We start from the raw sequence: 18,525 nt of genomic DNA on the forward strand, positions 1-18,525 counted from the left end.
CAATGTGACGGTAATAACCTTCCTCATCTATCTGATGATAGTTTTTGTATTTAATTTGATACGCGGTGCAAAAATTAGGCATTGTTATATATATTAGTTTTCTAATAACCAACCAATTAAAAATTCTATAACAATACCCTATATGAACCCAAAAAAGAGCGGTTTCTTGCTTGCGCTTTTACTGACAAGTGCTTTTACTTATGCACAAAAGAAAGTTGTAAAAACATATTCGGCCAGTAAGCTAGTTATTGAAAAAGGCGATGCTTTATTTCAAAAAAACTGCGCCGAATGCCATAACTTCAGGCAGCGTGGTATTGGCCCTGATTTGGCCGGTGTTACTGCCGATGCATCTTACGCCTATTTAAGTAAGTTCATAGCAAACTCGCAATCCGTTATCAAAAGCGGCAATAAACGGGCTACTGCTTTGTTTGCCGACTTTAAAGTACCTATGCCCGCGCATCCGCAGTTAACATCTTCTGATCTGAACGCGTTACTATCTTTTATCAACACCCATAAAAAAGTGGCCGAAGTTTATATAAACACTGCCGATTTAGGCACACCGGTTAAAGACCCAATGCCAACCAAAATTGCAAAAGCAGGCTTAACCTTAAAGTTGGAAGAATGGGCGACCGCCCCAGCAACATCCACCAAAAACCCGCTGACACGTATTAACCAAACCTATGTTTTAAAAACCGATAAGGGCAACCGCCTATTTATGCTGGATATGCGTGGTAAGCTATACGAGATAAAAAACAAACAGTTTAACGTGGTAATGGATATGGCTAAAGAAAAGCCAAAATTGATGCCCGAGCCCGGGTTAGGTTCTGGTTGGGGCACATTTGCTTTTCATCCCGATTTTTTAAAGAACGGGTTAATGTACACCACCCATACCGAAAAGAAAAACTCGGCACCGGCTGATTTTGCTTATGCCGATTCTATACCCGTTGCCTTACAATGGATAGTTACCGAATGGAAGGTTAAGGACCCCACAGCCGCTGTTTTTGAAGCAACCCCGCGCGAACTGTTTAGGTTGAATAATCCATCGGCTATGCATGGTATGCAGCAAATGATATTTGACCCTACACTTAAACCGGGTATGCCAGGCTATGGCTTGCTGTATATTGATCTGGGTGATGGTGGCTCGGGAGAATTGGGCTATCCGTGGCTTTGCAATGGCTCGACAGAGCCGAGGGGTTCGGTACTACGTATAGACCCAATGGGCAGGAACAGCCGCAACGGCAAATATGGCATCCCTGCAAGTAATCCCTGGGCCAAAACCGGCGACCCAACTATTTTGGGCGAGGTTTATGCCCGCGGTTTCCGTAACCCTAATAAAATTACCTGGGCGCCTGATTGCAAAGTACTGGTTTCTGATATTGGTTATACCAAGGTAGAGGAAATTAATATTTTGAAACCCGGCCTTAACTACGGCTGGCCCGCCCGCGAAGGCACGTTTGTATTAAATTTTAACGGTAAGAAGAGCGCAATTTATAACCTGCCTGTGCATGATGATCCAAAGTATACCTATCCGGTTACCGAATATGACCATGACGAAGGCAACTCTATAGCCGGGGGTTTTGTTTATACCGGAGACATCGCCATGCTGAAAGGCAAGTACATTTTTGGCGATATTGTAAGAGGACGGGTATTCTATGTCGAGCTTGCGGACTTGAAATTGGGCAAACAAGCCGTTATTAAAGAATTCGATCTAGAGTTTGGCAACGAGCAATCAACGTTCCTTAAAATGGTTAAAAATGTTAAAGCCGATATGCGTTTTGGCTTGGGCGAAAACAACGCTTTCTACATCTGGGCCAAAACAGATGGTAAAATCTGGCAGATAAAAGATTGTGTCCCTAGCTTATAAATAAAATGGAAAAAGAAACTAAGGCTGATATTTCCCGCAGGGAATTTGTACAAAGCAGTTTGGCATTAGGTGCCGGCGCAATGATACCATCAATGCTGGCAAAAAACGCTTTTGCCGCTCCCATAAAGCCCAAGAACGATATGCTGGTAGGTATACAAGTTGGCGCTATCTCTTTTATAGACGAAGGTGTTAACAAGGTTTTGGATAATATACAGGAAAGCGGGCAGATCAACACCTTGTTCCTGGCTACTTTTACCTATGATAGCGGCATTGCCGGCAGGCAGATCCAGGGTTATCCGTTCCCGGATCATGGCAAATTGGAATACCAGGACCTAAAAGGTGGAAACTACGCTACCCCGCATCCCCAATTTTATAAAAACACTATTTTAAAAGATACCAAAGCTCCGGATCATGGCGATTGGGATATGCTGGCGGCAGTTATCCCCGAAGCAAAAAAACGTGGCTTGAAAACCTATGTTTTTAACCAGGATAGCTTTACCTGGCATAAAGACGTACCCAATATTGCCAAGCTACAGGAAACCGGTATTTACGGCCAGCATGTACAAAGTTGCTGCGACCTGAACCCCGACTACATCAATTTTGTAAGCGGCATGACCAAGGATATTTGCTCAAGCTATGATATTGATGGGTTGATGTGGAGTTCTGAAAGGCAAGGCCCGTTTAATAATGCTATTGCCCCCTTTAAAGGCGAAAAGCCATCAGCAAGGATAACCTGCTTTTGCGAACATCACCGCAAGGCTGCCAAAGCTCGTGGAATTGATGTTGCCCGGGCATTAGAAGGCTATCTTAAACTGGTAGATTTTACTAAAAAATCAACCTTGGGCCAGCGCCCGGTTGATGGTTACTTCGCCGAGTTTTGGCGCGTCATGACCAATTACCCGGAGATATTGGCTTACGAGAAATTATGGACAGATGGCAACCACGCTACTTACGCCAATGTGTACAAATCAGCCAAAGAAGCTAAGCCTTCTATACAGGCGGGTTTTCATATCTGGCACTCTAACAGTTTAAGTCCGTTTACCAAAGCCGAGATGCCTTATGAGCGTTTGGCTTATGCTGATTTTATAAAGCCGGTTATTTATAATATAGTGGGCGGCTCGCGGTACGCGGGTTATATCAACTCCAACGCCTCAACCGTTTTCGGCGACTTGTCAAAAGAGGAATATCTGAAACTGAACAATCGCTTTATGAATTACCAGGACATGGACCTTACCACGTTGGGTAAAGAAGGTATGCCGCAGGATTATGTTGCCAAAGAAACCAAACGCGCGTTAGATAGCGTGCAAGGTAAATGTAAAATATATGCCGGATTAGATATCGATATCCCCAACGCCGCCAAAAATAAACAAACCACGCCCGAAGATGCCTACCGATCAACCATGACAGCTTTAAAAGCCGGAGCCGAGGGTATCATCTTCGCCCGCAAATATTCTGAAATGAAATTGCCTAACATAGCAGGCGGCGGCAAAGCGGTTAAAGATTTTTTTGCAGGGAAGGGGTAGAACGTAAACAGCCCCCGCCAAGTCAACTACCGCGTGTACAGACGTATGATTTATAACCAAAATGCCCGTTAGGGCAAACCTCTTTTATACAAAGGGGTTAACCTTACGGGTTATATTTTATTAATATATACGTTTTCTTATTTCTCATCCTTCGGGAAAGCATTCCAACCCTGTGCCTTCAATGGATGCACATTACCTGATTTAGTGATCAAATTACAACCCGAGGCAGGCTCGGTAATATGGCCAATAATGGTGATATCCATTTTAAACTTTATCTTTTCGTAATCGGCTTGTTTAACGGTGAAAAGTAATTCGTAATCTTCGCCGCCGCTCAGGGCGCAGATGGTTGGGTCCAGGTTAAACTCGCGGGCGGTTTCAAAGGTCATGGGGTCAAGCGGAATTTTTTCTTCGTAAATACTACAGCCTTTTACGCTTTGCTTGCAGATGTGCATAATCTCTGATGCTAAACCGTCTGATACATCAATCATCGCTGTAGGCTTAACATTAATTTCTTTTAACAGGTCAATAATATCTCTTCTTGCTTCTGGTTTTAGTTGGCGCTCTACTATATAATCTTTTCCTTCCAAATCGGGTTGGATGTTTGGGTTTTCCAAATAGATCAATTTTTCACGCTCCAATAATTGTAAGCCGACATAAGCGCCGCCTAAATCGCCGGAAACACATATCAGATCACCTTCCTGCGCACCGTTTCTATAAACCACATCTTCGGCATTTGCATAACCTATTGAAGTTACGCTTAATACTAAACCTTGTTTTGATGATGAAGTATCGCCACCTACCAAATCAACACCATATTTTTCGCAGGCTACGTAAATGCCCTCATATATCTCTTCAACGGCTTCAATCGGGAATTTGCTTGACATACCTATTGACACCGTTACTTGGGTAGCAGTACCATTCATAGCATAAATATCACTCAGGTTAACCTGTATGGCCTTATAGCCCAGGTGCTTTAATGGTGTATAAGCTAAGTCGAAATGTATACCTTCCAACAGCATATCGGTTGACACCAACATTCGCTTTCCTTCAAAATCAAGCACGGCGGCATCATCACCTACGCCTTTAATAGTACTTTTTTGTACCAGCTCAATATTTTTAGTTAAGTGGTTGATAAGGCCGAACTCGCCTAAAGCTTCTATATTCGTTTTCTCTTTATTGTCAAACATATGGTTATGGTTTCACTGATTATTATTGTTATGATTTCATCTATTGCTTTTGGATTACACTGATTGTTGTTATTACATTGATCTGTGAAATCATTCTTAAAATCTGTGAAATCATTTTCGCACAAAAATACGAAAGCTTATATCAAAATAAGGTAAATACTCTTGAAACAACTTTTTAGGTACTTTGTGCGTTAAAAAAGTTGTGCATTATTTGCTTTTATTAAAGCAGAGTTTAAAAAGTTAATGTACAATTAACATTTGATTGCGATATTTAACAAAAAACCATTTATCTATGAAATTTAGAAAACTACTCTTCTATGCAGGCTTAGCATCTGTTATAACAATTGCGGGCTGTAAAAAAAATTCAGGGTCTGTTGATAATCCCGGGACTATAGGCACAACCGGTACCACAGGAACTGTTGCAACCCCCTATACTATTACTGAAGATTTTGAAGCCGGTACAAAGGGTAGTTACGCAGCTGCAAATGTAACACTTAACACTGGCTCATGGAATTTTAATGATGCCTTGCTAGGTAATTTAGCCACAGATGTAAAAGACGGATTAAAATCTGTAAGGTTAAAAACCGGTGATATACATATGAACTTTGATATTAACGGTTTAAAGCAAATAAGCATTAAACATGCTAAATATGGCGCTGATGCAAACTCAACATGGCAATTATTAATGTCAACCGATGGTGGTGCTACCTATACACAAGTAGGTACTGATATTAGTGAAACAAGTACAACTTTAGTAACCGACTCATTCAAGGTTAGCGTTACCGGTAAAGTTAGGTTCGAGATAAAAAAAACAAGTGCAACCATCCGTATAAATATTGACGATATTACATTTAAAGGTAGCGGCGATGCAGGTATAACTGTAGGTATACCGGATACCCCGGGGTCAGATACCACATCAACTACATCGGCAACAACGCCAAGAGGTGTTACTGTTGGATCTGATGCTCCGCCAACAAGTGGAGATAATAGTAATTTATTGTTTGGTAATCCTTCAGGCGCACAGGCTTCTTTAACTACCAGCACTAATTATTTAATTGACCAGGGCTATTATGTAGAATCTTATAATAGTACTAAAGGCGAACCTAACTGGGTAAGCTGGCATTTAGATGTTAGTAATACTACTAATGCTACAGCACGTTTAGATAATTTTGCGGCTTTTAGTGGTTTAGCTACCGGATTTTATGCGGTACAAAGTAATAGTTACAGCGGTTCAGGATTTGACAGAGGACATAATTGTCCGTCTGCAGATCGTACCAGTTCTGTTAATGCAAACTCTGCGACTTTTCTTATGACTAATATGATCCCACAGGCTCCACAAAATAATCAGCAAACCTGGAACAACCTGGAAGGCTATTTACGCCAGCAAGTATCATCAGGCTATGAAGTATATATTATAATGGGCAGTTATGGTACAGGCGGCGTTGGCTCAATCAGTAGTGCTACTGTTAATACAATTAATAGCGGACATGTAAACGTACCAAGTAATGTATGGAAAGTAGCCGTTATTTTACCGGTAGGTAACGGTGATATCAGCCGTGTAACTTCATCTACAAGAGTAATTGCCGTTAACACACCCAATATTAACAGCATAGGCACTGACTGGAAAAATTATATAGTTACCGTACGTGATATAGAAACCGCTACGGGTTATAATTTATTATCAAATTTACCACAGGCTGTACAAGATGCTATTGAGGTTAAAAAGGATGCAGGGCAGTAACCCCTCCGCCACTTAAAGGAGGTACTTTTTTGAAGTAACTATTTAAAAGAAATCCCTTAGTTGTTAGCTAAGGGATTTCTTTTTTATGTGTAGCAATAAATATGCTGATCAACTCCTCTTCAGAGAGTCGGGGTTATAAACCAAGTTTAGCTGATATCTCCAACATTCTTTCAATTGGTACTACCGCTCTTTTAATAATATCCTGCGGAACTTCAATCTCCGGTAGTTCATTTTTAAGGCATAAATAAAGCTTCTCCAGCGTATTTCTTTTCATGTGAGGGCAATCATTACATGCACAATTATTGTTTGGTGGGGCCGGTATAAACACCTTATCAGGGTTATCCTTTTGCATCTGGTGTATTATACCCGGCTCGGTAGCAACAATAAACTCTTTATCCGGATGATTAGTAGCATATTTTAATATCCCGGTGGTAGATCCAATATAATCTGCCATTTCCAATATAACATCCTCACATTCCGGATGGGCTAATAATTTAGCGCCAGGATAGCGTTCTTTTAGTTTGGTAATTTTCTCTCTCGAAAAAATCTCATGTACCATACAGGCACCATTCCATAACACTAAATCTCTTCCTGTTTTTTTAGCAACATAAGCACCTAAATTTTTATCAGGTCCAAATATTATCTTTTGGTCCCTTGGTAAACTTTCAACAATCTGTATCGCATTGCTTGATGTACAAACTATATCGCTTAAAGCTTTTAACTCGGCTGTACAATTAACATACGTAATTACCAGGTGATCAGGGTATTGCTCCTTAAACTTTTTAAACAAATGCGGCGGGCAACTGTCTGCTAATGAGCATCCTGCTTTTGCATCGGGTAATAAAACCTTTTTTGTTGGTGATAAGATCTTTGCTGTTTCGGCCATGAAGTGTACACCGGCAAAAACAATAATATCGGCATCGGTTTTTGCAGCTTGTTGCGATAAGCCCAAACTATCGCCGATATAATCTGCAATATCTTGTATATCCCCATCCTGATAGTAGTGAGCCAATATGACCGCATTTTTCTGTTTTTTAAGTTTTTCTATTTCATCAAAAAGGTCAAGCGTTGGGTCTATATATTCCTCGGCATAGCCTTTCAGTTTTATTTCTTCGAAGATATCCATTTCAACAATTCAATTAATAACAATGATTTTTTTATATAAAAAGAAACTATTGTTATTGGTGTGTTAGTTATGTTTAAAAGTTGTGGTACATTTTTACTAAAATATTGTTTTTAACTATTTACTAACAGTTAATTAATAAATTTTATTATTTATCGTATTGATTATTAAAGTACTGTGATAATCAACTTTTATTTAAAAAACTTATTTGTTAATATTTTATTGCTTTTAATAATGTTAGTTTCGTTGTTAAAGTAGCGCAAAAGTCGCTTAAAAATTGTTACCATTATCACAAAAAAGTAAGGTTATCCACTAATTAATTATTTGTTAGGTTTTTGCTTACACAAAATTAACATCTTTGAAGCCTGTTGTTAACATACTTTATAATTTTACACATCTAACACATATTCTATGTCCAAATCTGTGGATTTTCTGGTTGTTGGTTCTGGTATAGCCGGACTAAGCTTTGCGCTAAAAGCCGCAAAACACGGTAAGGTACTGATAGTTACAAAATCAAACGAAGACGAATCAAACACAAAATATGCCCAGGGTGGTGTCGCAGTAGTTGTTGATAAAAAGGAAGATTCGTTTGATAAACACATTAATGACACCTTAATTGCCGGCGATGGACTATGTGATAAAGAAGTTGTGGAGATTGTTGTAAAGGAAGGACCGGATCGTATTAATGAAATTATTGATTACGGAACCAGTTTTGACAAGACAAACGAGGGCTTATACGACCTGGCAAAAGAAGGTGGACACTCTGAATTTAGGGTACTGCATTATAAAGATATTACCGGTTTTGAAATTGAACGTTCCTTATTAGAACAGATCCATAAAAACCCTAATATTGAAATACTGACCCATTATTTTGCGGTTGATTTAATTACCCAACATCATTTAGGCGAGTTTGTAGATAAATCATCTGATGATATTACCTGTTATGGGATTTATGCTTTAAATACCGTTACTAACCAGGTAGAGAAATTTTTGTCTAAAGTTACGGTAATGGCATCTGGTGGTGCCGGGCATATATATTCGGTTACTACTAATCCTACTATAGCTACCGGTGACGGTGTGGCCATGGTTTATCGTGCTAAAGGAAAAGTTAGAAATATGGAGTTTATCCAATTCCATCCGACAGCTTTATATAATCCGGGCGATTATCCATCATTCCTAATATCAGAAGCAGTACGCGGTTTTGGCGGGATATTAAAGCGGACTAATGGAGAAGAGTTTATGCAGGAATATGACGAACGCAGATCATTAGCCCCGCGTGATATTGTTGCACGAGCCATTGATGCCGAGATAAAAAAATCGGGCGAGGATTATGTTTACCTGGATATCCGTCATCGTAGTAAAAAAGATATTTTGCAGCATTTCCCGAATATATATGCCAAATGTTTAGAGATAGGTATTGATATGACTAAGGACATGATCCCCGTTTCGCCGGCTTGTCATTATATGTGCGGCGGTGTAATGGTCGATCATTATGGGCAATCATCTATTATGCGTTTATATGCCTGCGGCGAATGTTCTTCGACAGGGTTACATGGCGCTAACCGGTTAGCGTCTAATTCCTTATTAGAGGCATTAGTATTTGCTCACCGGATCTATAAAAATGCCATTGATAAATTTGATGCAATTACTATCCCGGATAATATACCCGACTGGGACGAGAAAGGTGTAAAATCATCCAACGAAGATATATTGGTTACACACAACGTACGCGAAATGCAAAAGCTGATGAATGATTATGTAGGTATTGTCCGGTCCGATTTCAGATTGGAAAGGGCCATGCGGCGTTTAGGGTTATTATACGAAGAAACAGAGTCATTCTACAAACAAACCAAGCTATCAGTAAAACTTTGCGAATTGCGTAATTTAATCCAGGTATCTTATATCGTTGTAAAATCTGCCATGATGCGCAAGGAGAGTAGGGGGCTGCATTATACTACAGATTATCCTGAACATCAGGAGGTTTTGGAGGATACGGTATTTTAAGCACGAAGCGAGACTTACGAAGTTTTTAAAACTTCGTAAGTCTAATCTTTGCGACAGAGCGGAAAACGGGATTCGAACCCGCGGCCTTCAGTTTGGGAAACTGATGCTCTACCAACTGAGCTATTTCCGCTTTATTTATATTACTTTACCACCTGTACCACGAATATAGGTAACATTTGGTCAGGTTTAAACTTTACTACGTCTGTTATAATGCTGATGTACTTCTTGCCGGTTTCATTGTCTTTAGCAACGGTTATGGTCTTGATATGGTCAATAACAAACATATTGTTATCAGCCTTATAAGTAAGGGCGCTATCTATATACAAAGGCAAATCTTTGTATGTTTTCTTGATGTTATATTTTTTAAATAACGCATCTTTTGTGAAAGTAGTAACTTCTTTATTTACAGTAATAATGATCACACCATTTTTGCCCTCTCCGTGATATAGGGAATCAGCCTTTTTACCTGATAATACTTCCATTTCCTGAATATCAGCCTGGGGTAATAAACTCATCATAGGCGTGGATAAATGTTTGAAAGTTTGATTCTTAAATTTTATGATGTAAAGAGGCGATTTTGCAAATGCGGATGTATCTTTATTAAGTTTACCTTGTTGTGCCAAACAAGTAATGCTTGTACCAAAAAATAGTAATGTAATGATGATCAGGTTTCTCATGGTAAATAGGTTTAATCAAATATAAAGAATTGTAATTACTAAATTCACTCATTCAATAATTCACTCAATCACTCATTAACACTATGCCCGTAATCCTACCCGTAAAAGATAAAAGCCCAAGCTGGGGTAAAGACTGCTTCATCGCCGAAAACGCTACCATAGTTGGCGATGTTATAATGGGCGATAAATGCTCGGTTTGGTTTAACGCGGTTATACGTGGCGATGTTAATTATATCAGGATAGGCAATAATACCAACATTCAGGATGGAGCTGTTATCCATTGCACCTATAATGGAGCGGCTACTAACATTGGCAATTATGTTTCAATAGGGCATAACGCTTTAGTACATGGGTGTACGCTAAAAGATCATACCCTGGTAGGCATGGGTGCCATTGTAATGGATAATAGCATTGTAGAAGAATATGTAATAATAGGGGCCGGTTCAGTGGTATTAGAAAACACCGTTTGCGAATCGGGCTATCTATATGCCGGTATACCCGCCAAAAAGATCAAACCATTAACAGACGAGCAACGTACCATGCTGAATAAACTGCCGGATAATTACGTAATGTATTCTGGTTGGTTTCAAGGAAAAGAGGGAATTAATCAATAAAAATTGTCATTTCTAACGAGGTACGAGAGAGAACGATTCCTAGAGCGTAGCGAAAAATCTATACATAGATTGGAAACTCTGCTTAACAAAAGTATAGATCTCTCACTATGTTCGAGATGAGAATGCTCATAACTTTTTGTGATAGCGCCGTCAGGTGCTAAAGGTCGGTAGAAAAGATAATATAAAATAAAAGGCGTGCCATCGATACGCAACTTCGCGAAGTTCTGTACCTACGGCACAGTATTTTTAATCTCTTTATGTTTCTACCAACCTTTGACCCCGATGGGGTCATTCTTAACTTAATGACATTGGGGAGCCTCTTAATAGCCCTTCTGTTTAAAAGCGATTTCCTGTGCGGTGGTTTAAGGCGTAATAACCTCTTTTGGTATATCTACAGACTCTTCCGATTCCCAATTTGGGCGTAAGGTAAATGGCTTATCGTATACCCAAATGTTCTCAGGTTGGCGGCCATCCTTTATATTGCCCGAGTCCCATTTGCCATTACGATTATCATCATAAATAACCCGTAGCGTAAATTTGCCCACATAATAATTGTGATAGATCAATGTCGTCTTTTTAGTGATTACATCGGTTTTTAAAGGGATACCCAAGTCATTTAATAATTCAACCACATACATTTTTGAAGTATCGGGCACGGTTAGTTTTAGCGTTAAATTACTAAAGTTTTCAGGCTGATTTAATGTGAATTTTTGAACTTTCCGTTTGTTTTTATCGCCATATATATCTGTAAAAGCACCGGGTTCAAGTGTTAGGGTATAGCCTACTTTTTGTCGCCAGCGGTACTTCATTACAAAGGTTTTTTCGGTTTTGCCGGTATCTTTTGTAAGGGTATAGTTTACCTGGTTAGAATCTTCTTTTAAGGTGATCAATCCAGGATCAAATGTTTCTATCGGCAATGATGAATAAACGCGCAGGTCATTACCCGGCTTTAGTTGGTTTGTTGAACTTATGCCAAACCTAAATGCCAGGTTTCTTTGAAACGCTTCCTTTCGGCCCTTACGTAATGAAGTAGTATCTACAGGTTTGTTATTATCAAAAAACGCGACTCTTACCGAATCAAAATCCATGTTTTTCGAATAAACCATTGCTGTATCACCAGTCCGGGTAAAATCAACAATTTTCTGTTCATCCAATCCGGGCGGATATAATATACGCGCGGATGGTTTGGTAAGCGGTTTATTAAAGGTAAACATCATAGCACCATCGTTTGTAAACTTTCGGTCTACAAATCTTATTTTGGTAGGAGACTGTTTAAATAGTTTTAAATTGATGGTTGATGTGTCGTGCGTAAAATTAATTAGCCTGGTCGAAAAGCCTATCAGCTCGTTGTCGTTGTTATAGATCTTGTCGGGGCTTTGTTCTTTTAGGGCATAGATTTTATAAACGCCCTCTTTCAAATTCTTTAAAGTAAAGTTTCCTAACGAATCTGTGGTGGTATAGATGCTGGGCTTCTTTTTACCAAAAAGCAATGAATCCTGTTTTAAAGTGAAGAGCATAACTGTAATGTCTTTCTCTTTTAAACCGGTTTGCGTATTAATTACTGTTCCGCCCATGCTTAATGAGTCGATGTGATTACCTGTAGAAAAAACGTAAGTAAAATTTTTCAGGATGTTGTTCTCATTAACATCGCCAATGGCTTTGCCAAAATTGATAACGTAGGTGGTGTTTTTTTGCAGCGTATCTTTTAATGTAATGACCAAACTCTTTTGACGGATTTTAAAATCAGGTGCTTTGTCGGGTGCCGGGAAAACGGTAATTTCCTGGAACTGGGAATTTAATTTGAAATACTCATCAAAATCCAGTTTAATTTCTTTTGCGGCAAAGTTGCGTGTCGAATTGGGTGGCGTAGCTTTTAAAAGTTTTGGCGGCTCGCGGTCTCGCGGTCCTCCTTGAGGTCTTTGCTGCACCGCGCAGCCTAAAGCCACCATCGCGATGATCATAAACCATAAATTTCTATAAAAAAACCAGCCCTTTTTATTTAACGTCATTTTTAAGCGAAATAAACCATTTTTTACTTTTCACGATGATTATCATTAAGATTTAAAAATAATGGCTTAAAATTAATAATTTGTAATTAATTGATTAACAGTTGTTTATGCCCTATCTTGATATGTGAACCATCAAAACCGATATATCAGACGGCGATACACCCGAAATCCTGGATGCCTGGCCTAAAGTACGTGGTTTTATCTTCATTAATTTTTCGCGCGCCTCTTTTGATAAAGATTGCATTTGCTGATAATTAAAATCGGGATTAATTTCTTTGTCCTCCATTTTTTTCATTCGCTCAACAATATCCATTTCTTTTTCAAAATAACTCTCATATTTGATTTTTATTTCAGCCTGCTCAATAGTTTCTTTATCATAGGCTGACAAATAATTTTTCAGCGTTGAGTCAACTCCTTTTAAATCATTAATAGAAACCTGCGGACGACTTAATAAATTAAACAGTTTAGTTGTTTGCGATACCGATGATGTGCCCAACTCTTCCAACAAACCATTTACATTGTCCTGCTCTATTGAGCGTGTACGGGTATAGGCAACAATATCGTCAGAGCTTTTTACTTTGGCCTTTACCTTATCTAAACGCTCATCGCTAATCAATCCCAGCTCATGTCCGATAGGACTTAATCTAATGTCAGCATTATCCTGGCGCAATAATAAGCGATGCTCTGCTCGTGAGGTAAACATACGATAAGGCTCTTCAGTGCCTTTAGTTACCAGGTCGTCAATCAATACACCAATGTATGATTCTGATCGCTTCATGATCAGCTCATGCTTATCTTTTAATTTCTGATGCGCGTTTATACCTGCAATAAAACCCTGCGATGCGGCCTCTTCATAACCGGTTGTTCCGTTGATCTGGCCGGCGAAATATAAATTACTTATCAGCTTAGTTTCTAATGTTAGTCCCAATTGGGTAGGCGGGAAGTAGTCGTATTCGATAGCATAACCTGGTCTGAACATTTTGGCTTTCTCAAAGCCCGGTATTTGGGTTAATGCTTTATATTGTACATCCTCTGGTAACGAGGTAGAGAAACCATTTACATAGATCTCGACCGTGTTTAACCCTTCCGGCTCAACAAATATCTGGTGACGTTCGCGCTCTGCAAAGCGGTTGATCTTATCTTCGATAGAAGGACAATAGCGCGGACCTAAGCCTTTAATACGCCCGGTAAACATGGGTGATCTTTCGAAGCCTTCTTTAAGCGTTTCGTGTACTTTGGTATTGGTATAAGTTATCCAGCAACAGCGCTGCTCTTGTATCTGCTCAACATCGGTGTAAGAGAAGCGGCCCCTTTCTCCTTCATCGCCCCATTGCTCTTCCATAACAGCATAGTTAAGGCTGCGGCCATCAACGCGTGGGGGAGTGCCGGTCTTCATTCTGCCCGATTCAAACCCAAGCGTAATTAGCTGCTCGGTGATACCAGTTGTTGCTTTCTCGGCAGCGCGGCCACCGCCAAATTTCTTTTCGCCTATATGTATAACACCATTCATAAAGGTGCCGTTGGTTAACACCACAGCATCGGCCTCTATTTCTATTCCTAAGGATGTACGTACGCCCTTAATAGTGTTGTTTGTTACTAATAATGAGTTAACCGTATCCTGCCAAAAATCAACATTTGGGGTTCTTTCCAGAGCTAATCGCCATTCTTCTGCGAAGCGCATGCGGTCGCTTTGAGCACGTGGGCTCCACATAGCGGGGCCTTTAGACAGATTAAGCATCCTGAATTGGATAGATGTTTTATCCGTTATGATGCCCGAATAGCCGCCCATCGCATCAATCTCCCGTACAATTTGGCCCTTAGCAACACCGCCCATGGCGGGGTTACAGCTCATCTGCGCAATGGTGCCCATGTTCATGGTGACCAATAACACAGACGATCCCAAGTTGGCCGCAGCAGCTGCCGCCTCGCATCCGGCATGACCGGCACCCACTACAATTACATCGTATTTCTTAAACATCTTAACCTCCATGTTCCACGTGGAACATTAAATGTATTCTTTATTCTGCCCATGTTCCACGTGGAACATGTTGTGTTTTTATCTTTTTGTTTTGATGGGGTTAACGCCCCATCAAAACGCAATGTTTTATGTGGAACATTGCGGTTTTTTGTAGTTTGGTGTCAACCCACTACGGCTACAACGCCGTTCAGTGTAAACATTGGCGGGTTTTTACGGGTTTTTAAACCTAATTTACCTTGTTCCACGTGGAACATTGAAGAACGATGCCAATGCAAATCCCGCCCAAATGCCCTCTAAAACCACAAAAGGGTAGAAGCTTATCATGTACGACGATATGCCGCACATAGCCGCGCCTATAAAATTCATGGCTGTATAAAGTCGGCTGTTTGCCGGGGTCCTCTTATATAAATTTAATAAAAAGGCTATTAAAAGTATAATTACACCTAATGATGCTATAACGTCTGATAGTTTCATTTAGGCTTCTTTTAGTTCGGTTAGTTCCAGCCAGCGCAGGCTTTTATCATCAAGGCTGGCTGTCAGGTCGCTTATTTTCTTAGCTGTATCTACAATGGCGCTGTTGTCAATGCCCGAGTTTAGCTTTTTATTCAGTTCTTTTATTTGGTCCTCTAACACTGTAATGTCTTTCTCCAGCGTGTCCATCTCCTTTTGTTGTTTAAAGCTCAGTTTGCTTTTAGGTGTCGAAGATGTAGAAGAGGCAGTACTACCTGATGCCTTATCCGCGCGGTCCTGTTGTTTTTGATCTTCCTGTTCTAATCTGTATGACGAATAATTGCCGTTATAGATACGTACATGGCCCATTTCTTCAACAATAAATAGCTGCTCGGTTAACTTATCTAGCAAGTACCTATCATGCGATACGATCATTAACACACCACCATAGTTAGTTAAGAACTCTTCTAATACATTTAAAGTATCTATATCCAGATCATTTGTAGGCTCATCCAGTATCAGGAAGTTAGGGTTCTTCATGAGGATGCTCATTAATTGCAGCCTTTTTTTCTCGCCACCGCTCAACTTAGCTATAAAGCCATACTGTTTAGCAGGGGGGAACAGGAATAAAGTAAGCAGGGCTGAAGCAGAGATCATCTTGCCGTCAGCCATCGTAATAAACTCGGCAACGTTTTTTACAACGTCAATAACGCGCTCGTCTTCCTTAAACGTTATACCCGACTGGTGAAAATAGCCCAGTACTGTTGTTTCGCCTTTTTCTATATGGCCGCTATCCGGCTTTAACCCACCGGTAATCATATTTAGAAGGGTTGATTTACCACTGCCATTTTTACCCGCTAAACCAATACGATCACCTTTTTTAAATACATAATTAAAGTGATCTACATAAGTATTGCCGTTAAAGGCCTTGCTTATATTATGGATCTCCATGATCTTATTACCCTGGCGTGCGGTTTTAACACTTAACTCGACAGTTAGCTTTGGGCCGCCGTTTTGTGTCTTAGCCTCCAGATCATAAAAAGCGTCTATGCGTGATTTAGATTTGGTGCCACGGGCTTTGGGTTGTCGGCGCATCCACTCCAATTCTTTTCGTAAAAGATTAGAGTTTTTTTGGAATGATGCTTCATCAGAGGCCTCACGCTCTGCCTTTCGCTCTAAGTAATAACCGTAGTTACCTACGTATGGTATGATCTTACCGCGATCAATCTCCAATATCTCATTACACACATTATCCAGGAAATATCTATCATGCGTAACCATTAATATGGTTTTTGTGCCATCTGTCAATAATTTCTCCAGCCACTCAATGGTATCAATATCCAAATGGTTGGTAGGCTCATCTAAAATATACAGGTCGGGGTCCTCAATAAGGAGCTTAGCTAGGGCCAAACGTTTCTTTTGGCCACCCGAAAGGGTAGTTATACTTTGATTTAGATGATGAATATCTAACCGGCCTAAAATGGTTTTGATCTTATATTCATACTCCCAGGCATCCACCTCGCTCAACTCTTCCATCACCTCGTTTAGCGCCTTTGCGTTATCGGGGTCGTTTTCTAAAAGCTCTTCGTATTTACGTATGGCTTGCTGTTGCACATTATCGGCATGGAAAATATAGTCGCTTATGGTAACAGCATCCTTAAAGCCGGGATCCTGCTCCAGATAGCCCATTCTAAGATCTTTTGTTTGTACAACCTTGCCCTCAGTCGGTAAAAACTGACCGGCCAATAATTTTAACAGGGTTGATTTACCAGCACCATTTATACCAACAAGCGCAACACGGCGCCCCCGGTTTATACCAAGCGTAATGTTTTTAAAGAGCCAATTGTCATGAAACTGATGGCCAAGATTTTCTACAGAAATATAAGTACTCACGCTTTTTGTTTTATAATATCAGATGTATAAGTAAATACACCCGATGTGTGTTTTAATGATTGTTTATACATGGCTTTTGCCACATCTATTGCCTTTATGGCTCTATATTTTTTTAGCCTGCCTTGTAATAACGGGCTTATTATTTTCATTATCACGATTGCTATACGCTCAAAGGGCCTTGACCTTTTACGATACCCTATTAATAGGGATGGCTCATAAATATGCAGGTTTTTTAACCCTACTTTTTTAATATCATCTTCGGTATCGCCTTTCATTTTGGTATAAAAGTTTGACGACCTCGAATTGGCTCCCAATGCCGAAACCAAGTGATACTGGCCTATGCCTTTTTTTAGAGCAATCTCCGCAAGCTGCAATGGGTAATCATGGTCTATTTTTCTATACTCGGCCAGATCCGGGGTAACTTTTTTAGTTGTACCCAGGCAACAAAAAATAACATCGCCTGTTATACTTGGTGCATAGTGGTCTAAATGTTCAAACTCTACTACTATTAGCTGTGTTATTTTGGTGTTTTTTATTTTATTTTTTTTTCTGCCGATTATTAATACTTCTGCATAATCTGGTTGCGCTAATAAAATATCCAGTAATTTACTGCCAATTAGTCCGCTTGCACCCACAATTATTGCTTTCTTTGTCATTAATCGACTTAAAATTTGCGCAAAAATACACATTATTAATTATTGGAATAAATATTGTGTGTTTAAACATGTAAATATTAGCAATATGAAAAGTATATTTTATCCTGCCAATGAGCGGGGAACAAGCGATCACGGATGGTTAAAAGCCAATTTCTCATTTAGTTTTGCGGGTTATTATCACCCGGATAAGGTTCATTTTGGTGCCTTACGGGTACTAAACGATGATATTATAGCCGGAGGTATGGGCTTTGGTACCCACCCGCATGATAATATGGAAATTATTACTATTCCATTACATGGCGCGCTGGAACATAAGGACAGCATGGGCAATATCGGTGTAATTCATTCGGGCGAAGTACAGGTAATGTCTGCCGGAACAGGTGTTGAGCACTCGGAGTATAACCACTCGAAAACCGAATCGGCTAATACTTTGCAGATCTGGTTGTTTCCTAAGTTCAAAAACATTGAGCCAAGGTATGATCAACGTGATTTTAAAGACGCGTTTAAATTAAACGAATTTACCACATTGGTAACTGGCGATAAAAATGTTGATGCCCTATGGATAAACCAGGATGCGACATTCTCGATGGGTGGATTTGAAGCAGACAAGACCATCAATTACGACATAAAAAACGCCGGCAATGGCGCGTACATATTTGTTTTAGAGGGTTCTGTAAAAATAAACGGCCAGGTTCTAAACAAAAAAGACGCATTGGGTGTTGTTGATATCAGTTCGATAACTATTGATACCCTGGCAACTACCCGACTACTCATCATAGAAGTGCCGATGCTGCAATAAAAGCCAA

14 protein-coding genes and 1 tRNA gene are annotated in these 18,525 nt (G+C 39.9%); 6 read left to right on the forward strand and 9 right to left on the reverse strand.

The features are described from left to right. Window positions 1-142 precede the first annotated feature (142 nt). Window positions 143-1,864 carry a PQQ-dependent sugar dehydrogenase gene (locus JWQ34_RS09400; RefSeq protein ID WP_299356838.1) on the forward strand — a complete coding sequence of 574 codons (1,722 nt, stop codon included), beginning with the start codon at window positions 143-145 and terminating at the stop codon, window positions 1,862-1,864. A gap of 5 nt (window positions 1,865-1,869) precedes the next feature. Beyond that, window positions 1,870-3,387 (forward strand): hypothetical protein, encoded by a 1,518-nt coding sequence (locus tag JWQ34_RS09405; protein ID WP_299356840.1) that lies wholly within the window; start codon window positions 1,870-1,872, stop codon window positions 3,385-3,387. Between the two features lie 137 nt (window positions 3,388-3,524). Here the strand turns inward: JWQ34_RS09405 and thiL are convergent, their stop codons facing one another. Further along, a complete protein-coding gene (gene thiL / locus JWQ34_RS09410) occupies window positions 3,525-4,574 on the reverse strand; it encodes a thiamine-phosphate kinase (RefSeq protein ID WP_299356842.1) in 1,050 nt (349 codons plus the stop codon). Window positions 4,575-4,866: 292 nt separating this feature from the next. Between thiL and JWQ34_RS09415 the strand changes: the two genes are divergently transcribed. Further along, window positions 4,867-6,315 carry a DNA/RNA non-specific endonuclease gene (locus tag JWQ34_RS09415; RefSeq protein ID WP_299356844.1) on the forward strand — a complete coding sequence of 483 codons (1,449 nt, stop codon included), beginning with the start codon at window positions 4,867-4,869 and terminating at the stop codon, window positions 6,313-6,315. A 133-nt stretch (window positions 6,316-6,448) separates the two neighbouring features. Here JWQ34_RS09415 and nadA read toward each other — a convergent pair whose 3' ends face one another. Next, the gene (gene nadA, locus JWQ34_RS09420) at window positions 6,449-7,441 is read right to left on the reverse strand and encodes a quinolinate synthase NadA (RefSeq protein ID WP_299356846.1); all 993 of its coding nucleotides are present in this window, start codon (window positions 7,439-7,441) and stop codon (window positions 6,449-6,451) included. A 408-nt stretch (window positions 7,442-7,849) separates the two neighbouring features. Between nadA and nadB the strand changes: the two genes are divergently transcribed. Next, window positions 7,850-9,442 carry an L-aspartate oxidase gene (nadB, locus tag JWQ34_RS09425; RefSeq protein WP_299356848.1) on the forward strand — a complete coding sequence of 531 codons (1,593 nt, stop codon included), beginning with the start codon at window positions 7,850-7,852 and terminating at the stop codon, window positions 9,440-9,442. Between the two features lie 57 nt (window positions 9,443-9,499). On the opposite strand, the gene JWQ34_RS09430 is transcribed toward nadB, so the two are convergent. Together JWQ34_RS09430 and JWQ34_RS09435 are read right to left on the reverse strand one after the other, a co-directional pair. Next, window positions 9,500-9,572, reverse strand: a tRNA-Gly gene (locus JWQ34_RS09430). Window positions 9,573-9,582: 10 nt separating this feature from the next. Further along, entirely contained in the window at window positions 9,583-10,119 is a 537-nt protein-coding gene (locus tag JWQ34_RS09435) for a hypothetical protein (RefSeq protein ID WP_299356850.1), read from the reverse strand. Window positions 10,120-10,202: 83 nt separating this feature from the next. On the opposite strand from JWQ34_RS09435, the gene JWQ34_RS09440 reads away from it, so the two are divergent. Then, the gene (locus JWQ34_RS09440) at window positions 10,203-10,733 is read left to right on the forward strand and encodes a gamma carbonic anhydrase family protein (protein WP_299356852.1); all 531 of its coding nucleotides are present in this window, start codon (window positions 10,203-10,205) and stop codon (window positions 10,731-10,733) included. A 362-nt stretch (window positions 10,734-11,095) separates the two neighbouring features. On the opposite strand, the gene JWQ34_RS09445 is transcribed toward JWQ34_RS09440, so the two are convergent. From JWQ34_RS09445 to JWQ34_RS09465, 5 genes are all read right to left on the reverse strand, one after another. Beyond that, the gene (locus tag JWQ34_RS09445) at window positions 11,096-12,742 is read right to left on the reverse strand and encodes an Ig-like domain-containing protein (protein ID WP_299356854.1); all 1,647 of its coding nucleotides are present in this window, start codon (window positions 12,740-12,742) and stop codon (window positions 11,096-11,098) included. Between the two features lie 112 nt (window positions 12,743-12,854). After that, on the reverse strand, window positions 12,855-14,720 hold the full coding sequence (gene mnmG, locus JWQ34_RS09450; protein ID WP_299356856.1) for a tRNA uridine-5-carboxymethylaminomethyl(34) synthesis enzyme MnmG: 1,866 nt from the start codon (window positions 14,718-14,720) through the stop codon (window positions 12,855-12,857). 231 nt (window positions 14,721-14,951) lie between these two features. After that, window positions 14,952-15,194, reverse strand: a complete 243-nt coding sequence (locus JWQ34_RS09455) for a hypothetical protein (protein ID WP_299356858.1) — start codon at window positions 15,192-15,194, stop codon at window positions 14,952-14,954. Further along, the gene (locus JWQ34_RS09460; protein ID WP_299356860.1) at window positions 15,195-17,063 is read right to left on the reverse strand and encodes an ABC-F family ATP-binding cassette domain-containing protein; all 1,869 of its coding nucleotides are present in this window, start codon (window positions 17,061-17,063) and stop codon (window positions 15,195-15,197) included. Then, window positions 17,060-17,719 (reverse strand): NAD(P)H-binding protein, encoded by a 660-nt coding sequence (locus tag JWQ34_RS09465; protein WP_299356862.1) that lies wholly within the window; start codon window positions 17,717-17,719, stop codon window positions 17,060-17,062. Before JWQ34_RS09465 ends, JWQ34_RS09460 begins: the two co-directional genes overlap by 4 nt. Before the next feature lie 85 nt (window positions 17,720-17,804). Here JWQ34_RS09465 and JWQ34_RS09470 point away from each other — a divergent pair, with 85 nt between their 5' ends. Then, window positions 17,805-18,518 (forward strand): pirin family protein, encoded by a 714-nt coding sequence (locus JWQ34_RS09470; RefSeq protein WP_299356864.1) that lies wholly within the window; start codon window positions 17,805-17,807, stop codon window positions 18,516-18,518. The last annotated feature ends 7 nt before the right edge of the window (window positions 18,519-18,525 follow it).

The sequence above is a fragment of the Mucilaginibacter sp. genome (assembly GCF_028288185.1).
GTDB lineage: Bacteria > Bacteroidota > Bacteroidia > Sphingobacteriales > Sphingobacteriaceae > Mucilaginibacter.

What these genes read in the sequence shown, in the direction of transcription:
- JWQ34_RS09400 (WP_299356838.1), top strand. Translation starts at nt 143, where the DNA reads ATGAACCCAAAAAAGAGCGGTTTCTTGCTTGCGCTTTTACTGACAAGT.
- JWQ34_RS09465 (WP_299356862.1), bottom strand. Translation starts at nt 17,719, where the DNA reads ATGACAAAGAAAGCAATAATTGTGGGTGCAAGCGGACTAATTGGCAGT.
- nadA (WP_299356846.1), bottom strand. Translation starts at nt 7,441, where the DNA reads ATGGATATCTTCGAAGAAATAAAACTGAAAGGCTATGCCGAGGAATAT.
- nadB (WP_299356848.1), top strand. Translation starts at nt 7,850, where the DNA reads ATGTCCAAATCTGTGGATTTTCTGGTTGTTGGTTCTGGTATAGCCGGA.
- mnmG (WP_299356856.1), bottom strand. Translation starts at nt 14,720, where the DNA reads ATGTTTAAGAAATACGATGTAATTGTAGTGGGTGCCGGTCATGCCGGA.
- JWQ34_RS09440 (WP_299356852.1), top strand. Translation starts at nt 10,203, where the DNA reads ATGCCCGTAATCCTACCCGTAAAAGATAAAAGCCCAAGCTGGGGTAAA.
- thiL (WP_299356842.1), bottom strand. Translation starts at nt 4,574, where the DNA reads ATGTTTGACAATAAAGAGAAAACGAATATAGAAGCTTTAGGCGAGTTC.
- JWQ34_RS09435 (WP_299356850.1), bottom strand. Translation starts at nt 10,119, where the DNA reads ATGAGAAACCTGATCATCATTACATTACTATTTTTTGGTACAAGCATT.
- JWQ34_RS09455 (WP_299356858.1), bottom strand. Translation starts at nt 15,194, where the DNA reads ATGAAACTATCAGACGTTATAGCATCATTAGGTGTAATTATACTTTTA.
- JWQ34_RS09405 (WP_299356840.1), top strand. Translation starts at nt 1,870, where the DNA reads ATGGAAAAAGAAACTAAGGCTGATATTTCCCGCAGGGAATTTGTACAA.
- JWQ34_RS09445 (WP_299356854.1), bottom strand. Translation starts at nt 12,742, where the DNA reads ATGACGTTAAATAAAAAGGGCTGGTTTTTTTATAGAAATTTATGGTTT.
- JWQ34_RS09470 (WP_299356864.1), top strand. Translation starts at nt 17,805, where the DNA reads ATGAAAAGTATATTTTATCCTGCCAATGAGCGGGGAACAAGCGATCAC.
- JWQ34_RS09415 (WP_299356844.1), top strand. Translation starts at nt 4,867, where the DNA reads ATGAAATTTAGAAAACTACTCTTCTATGCAGGCTTAGCATCTGTTATA.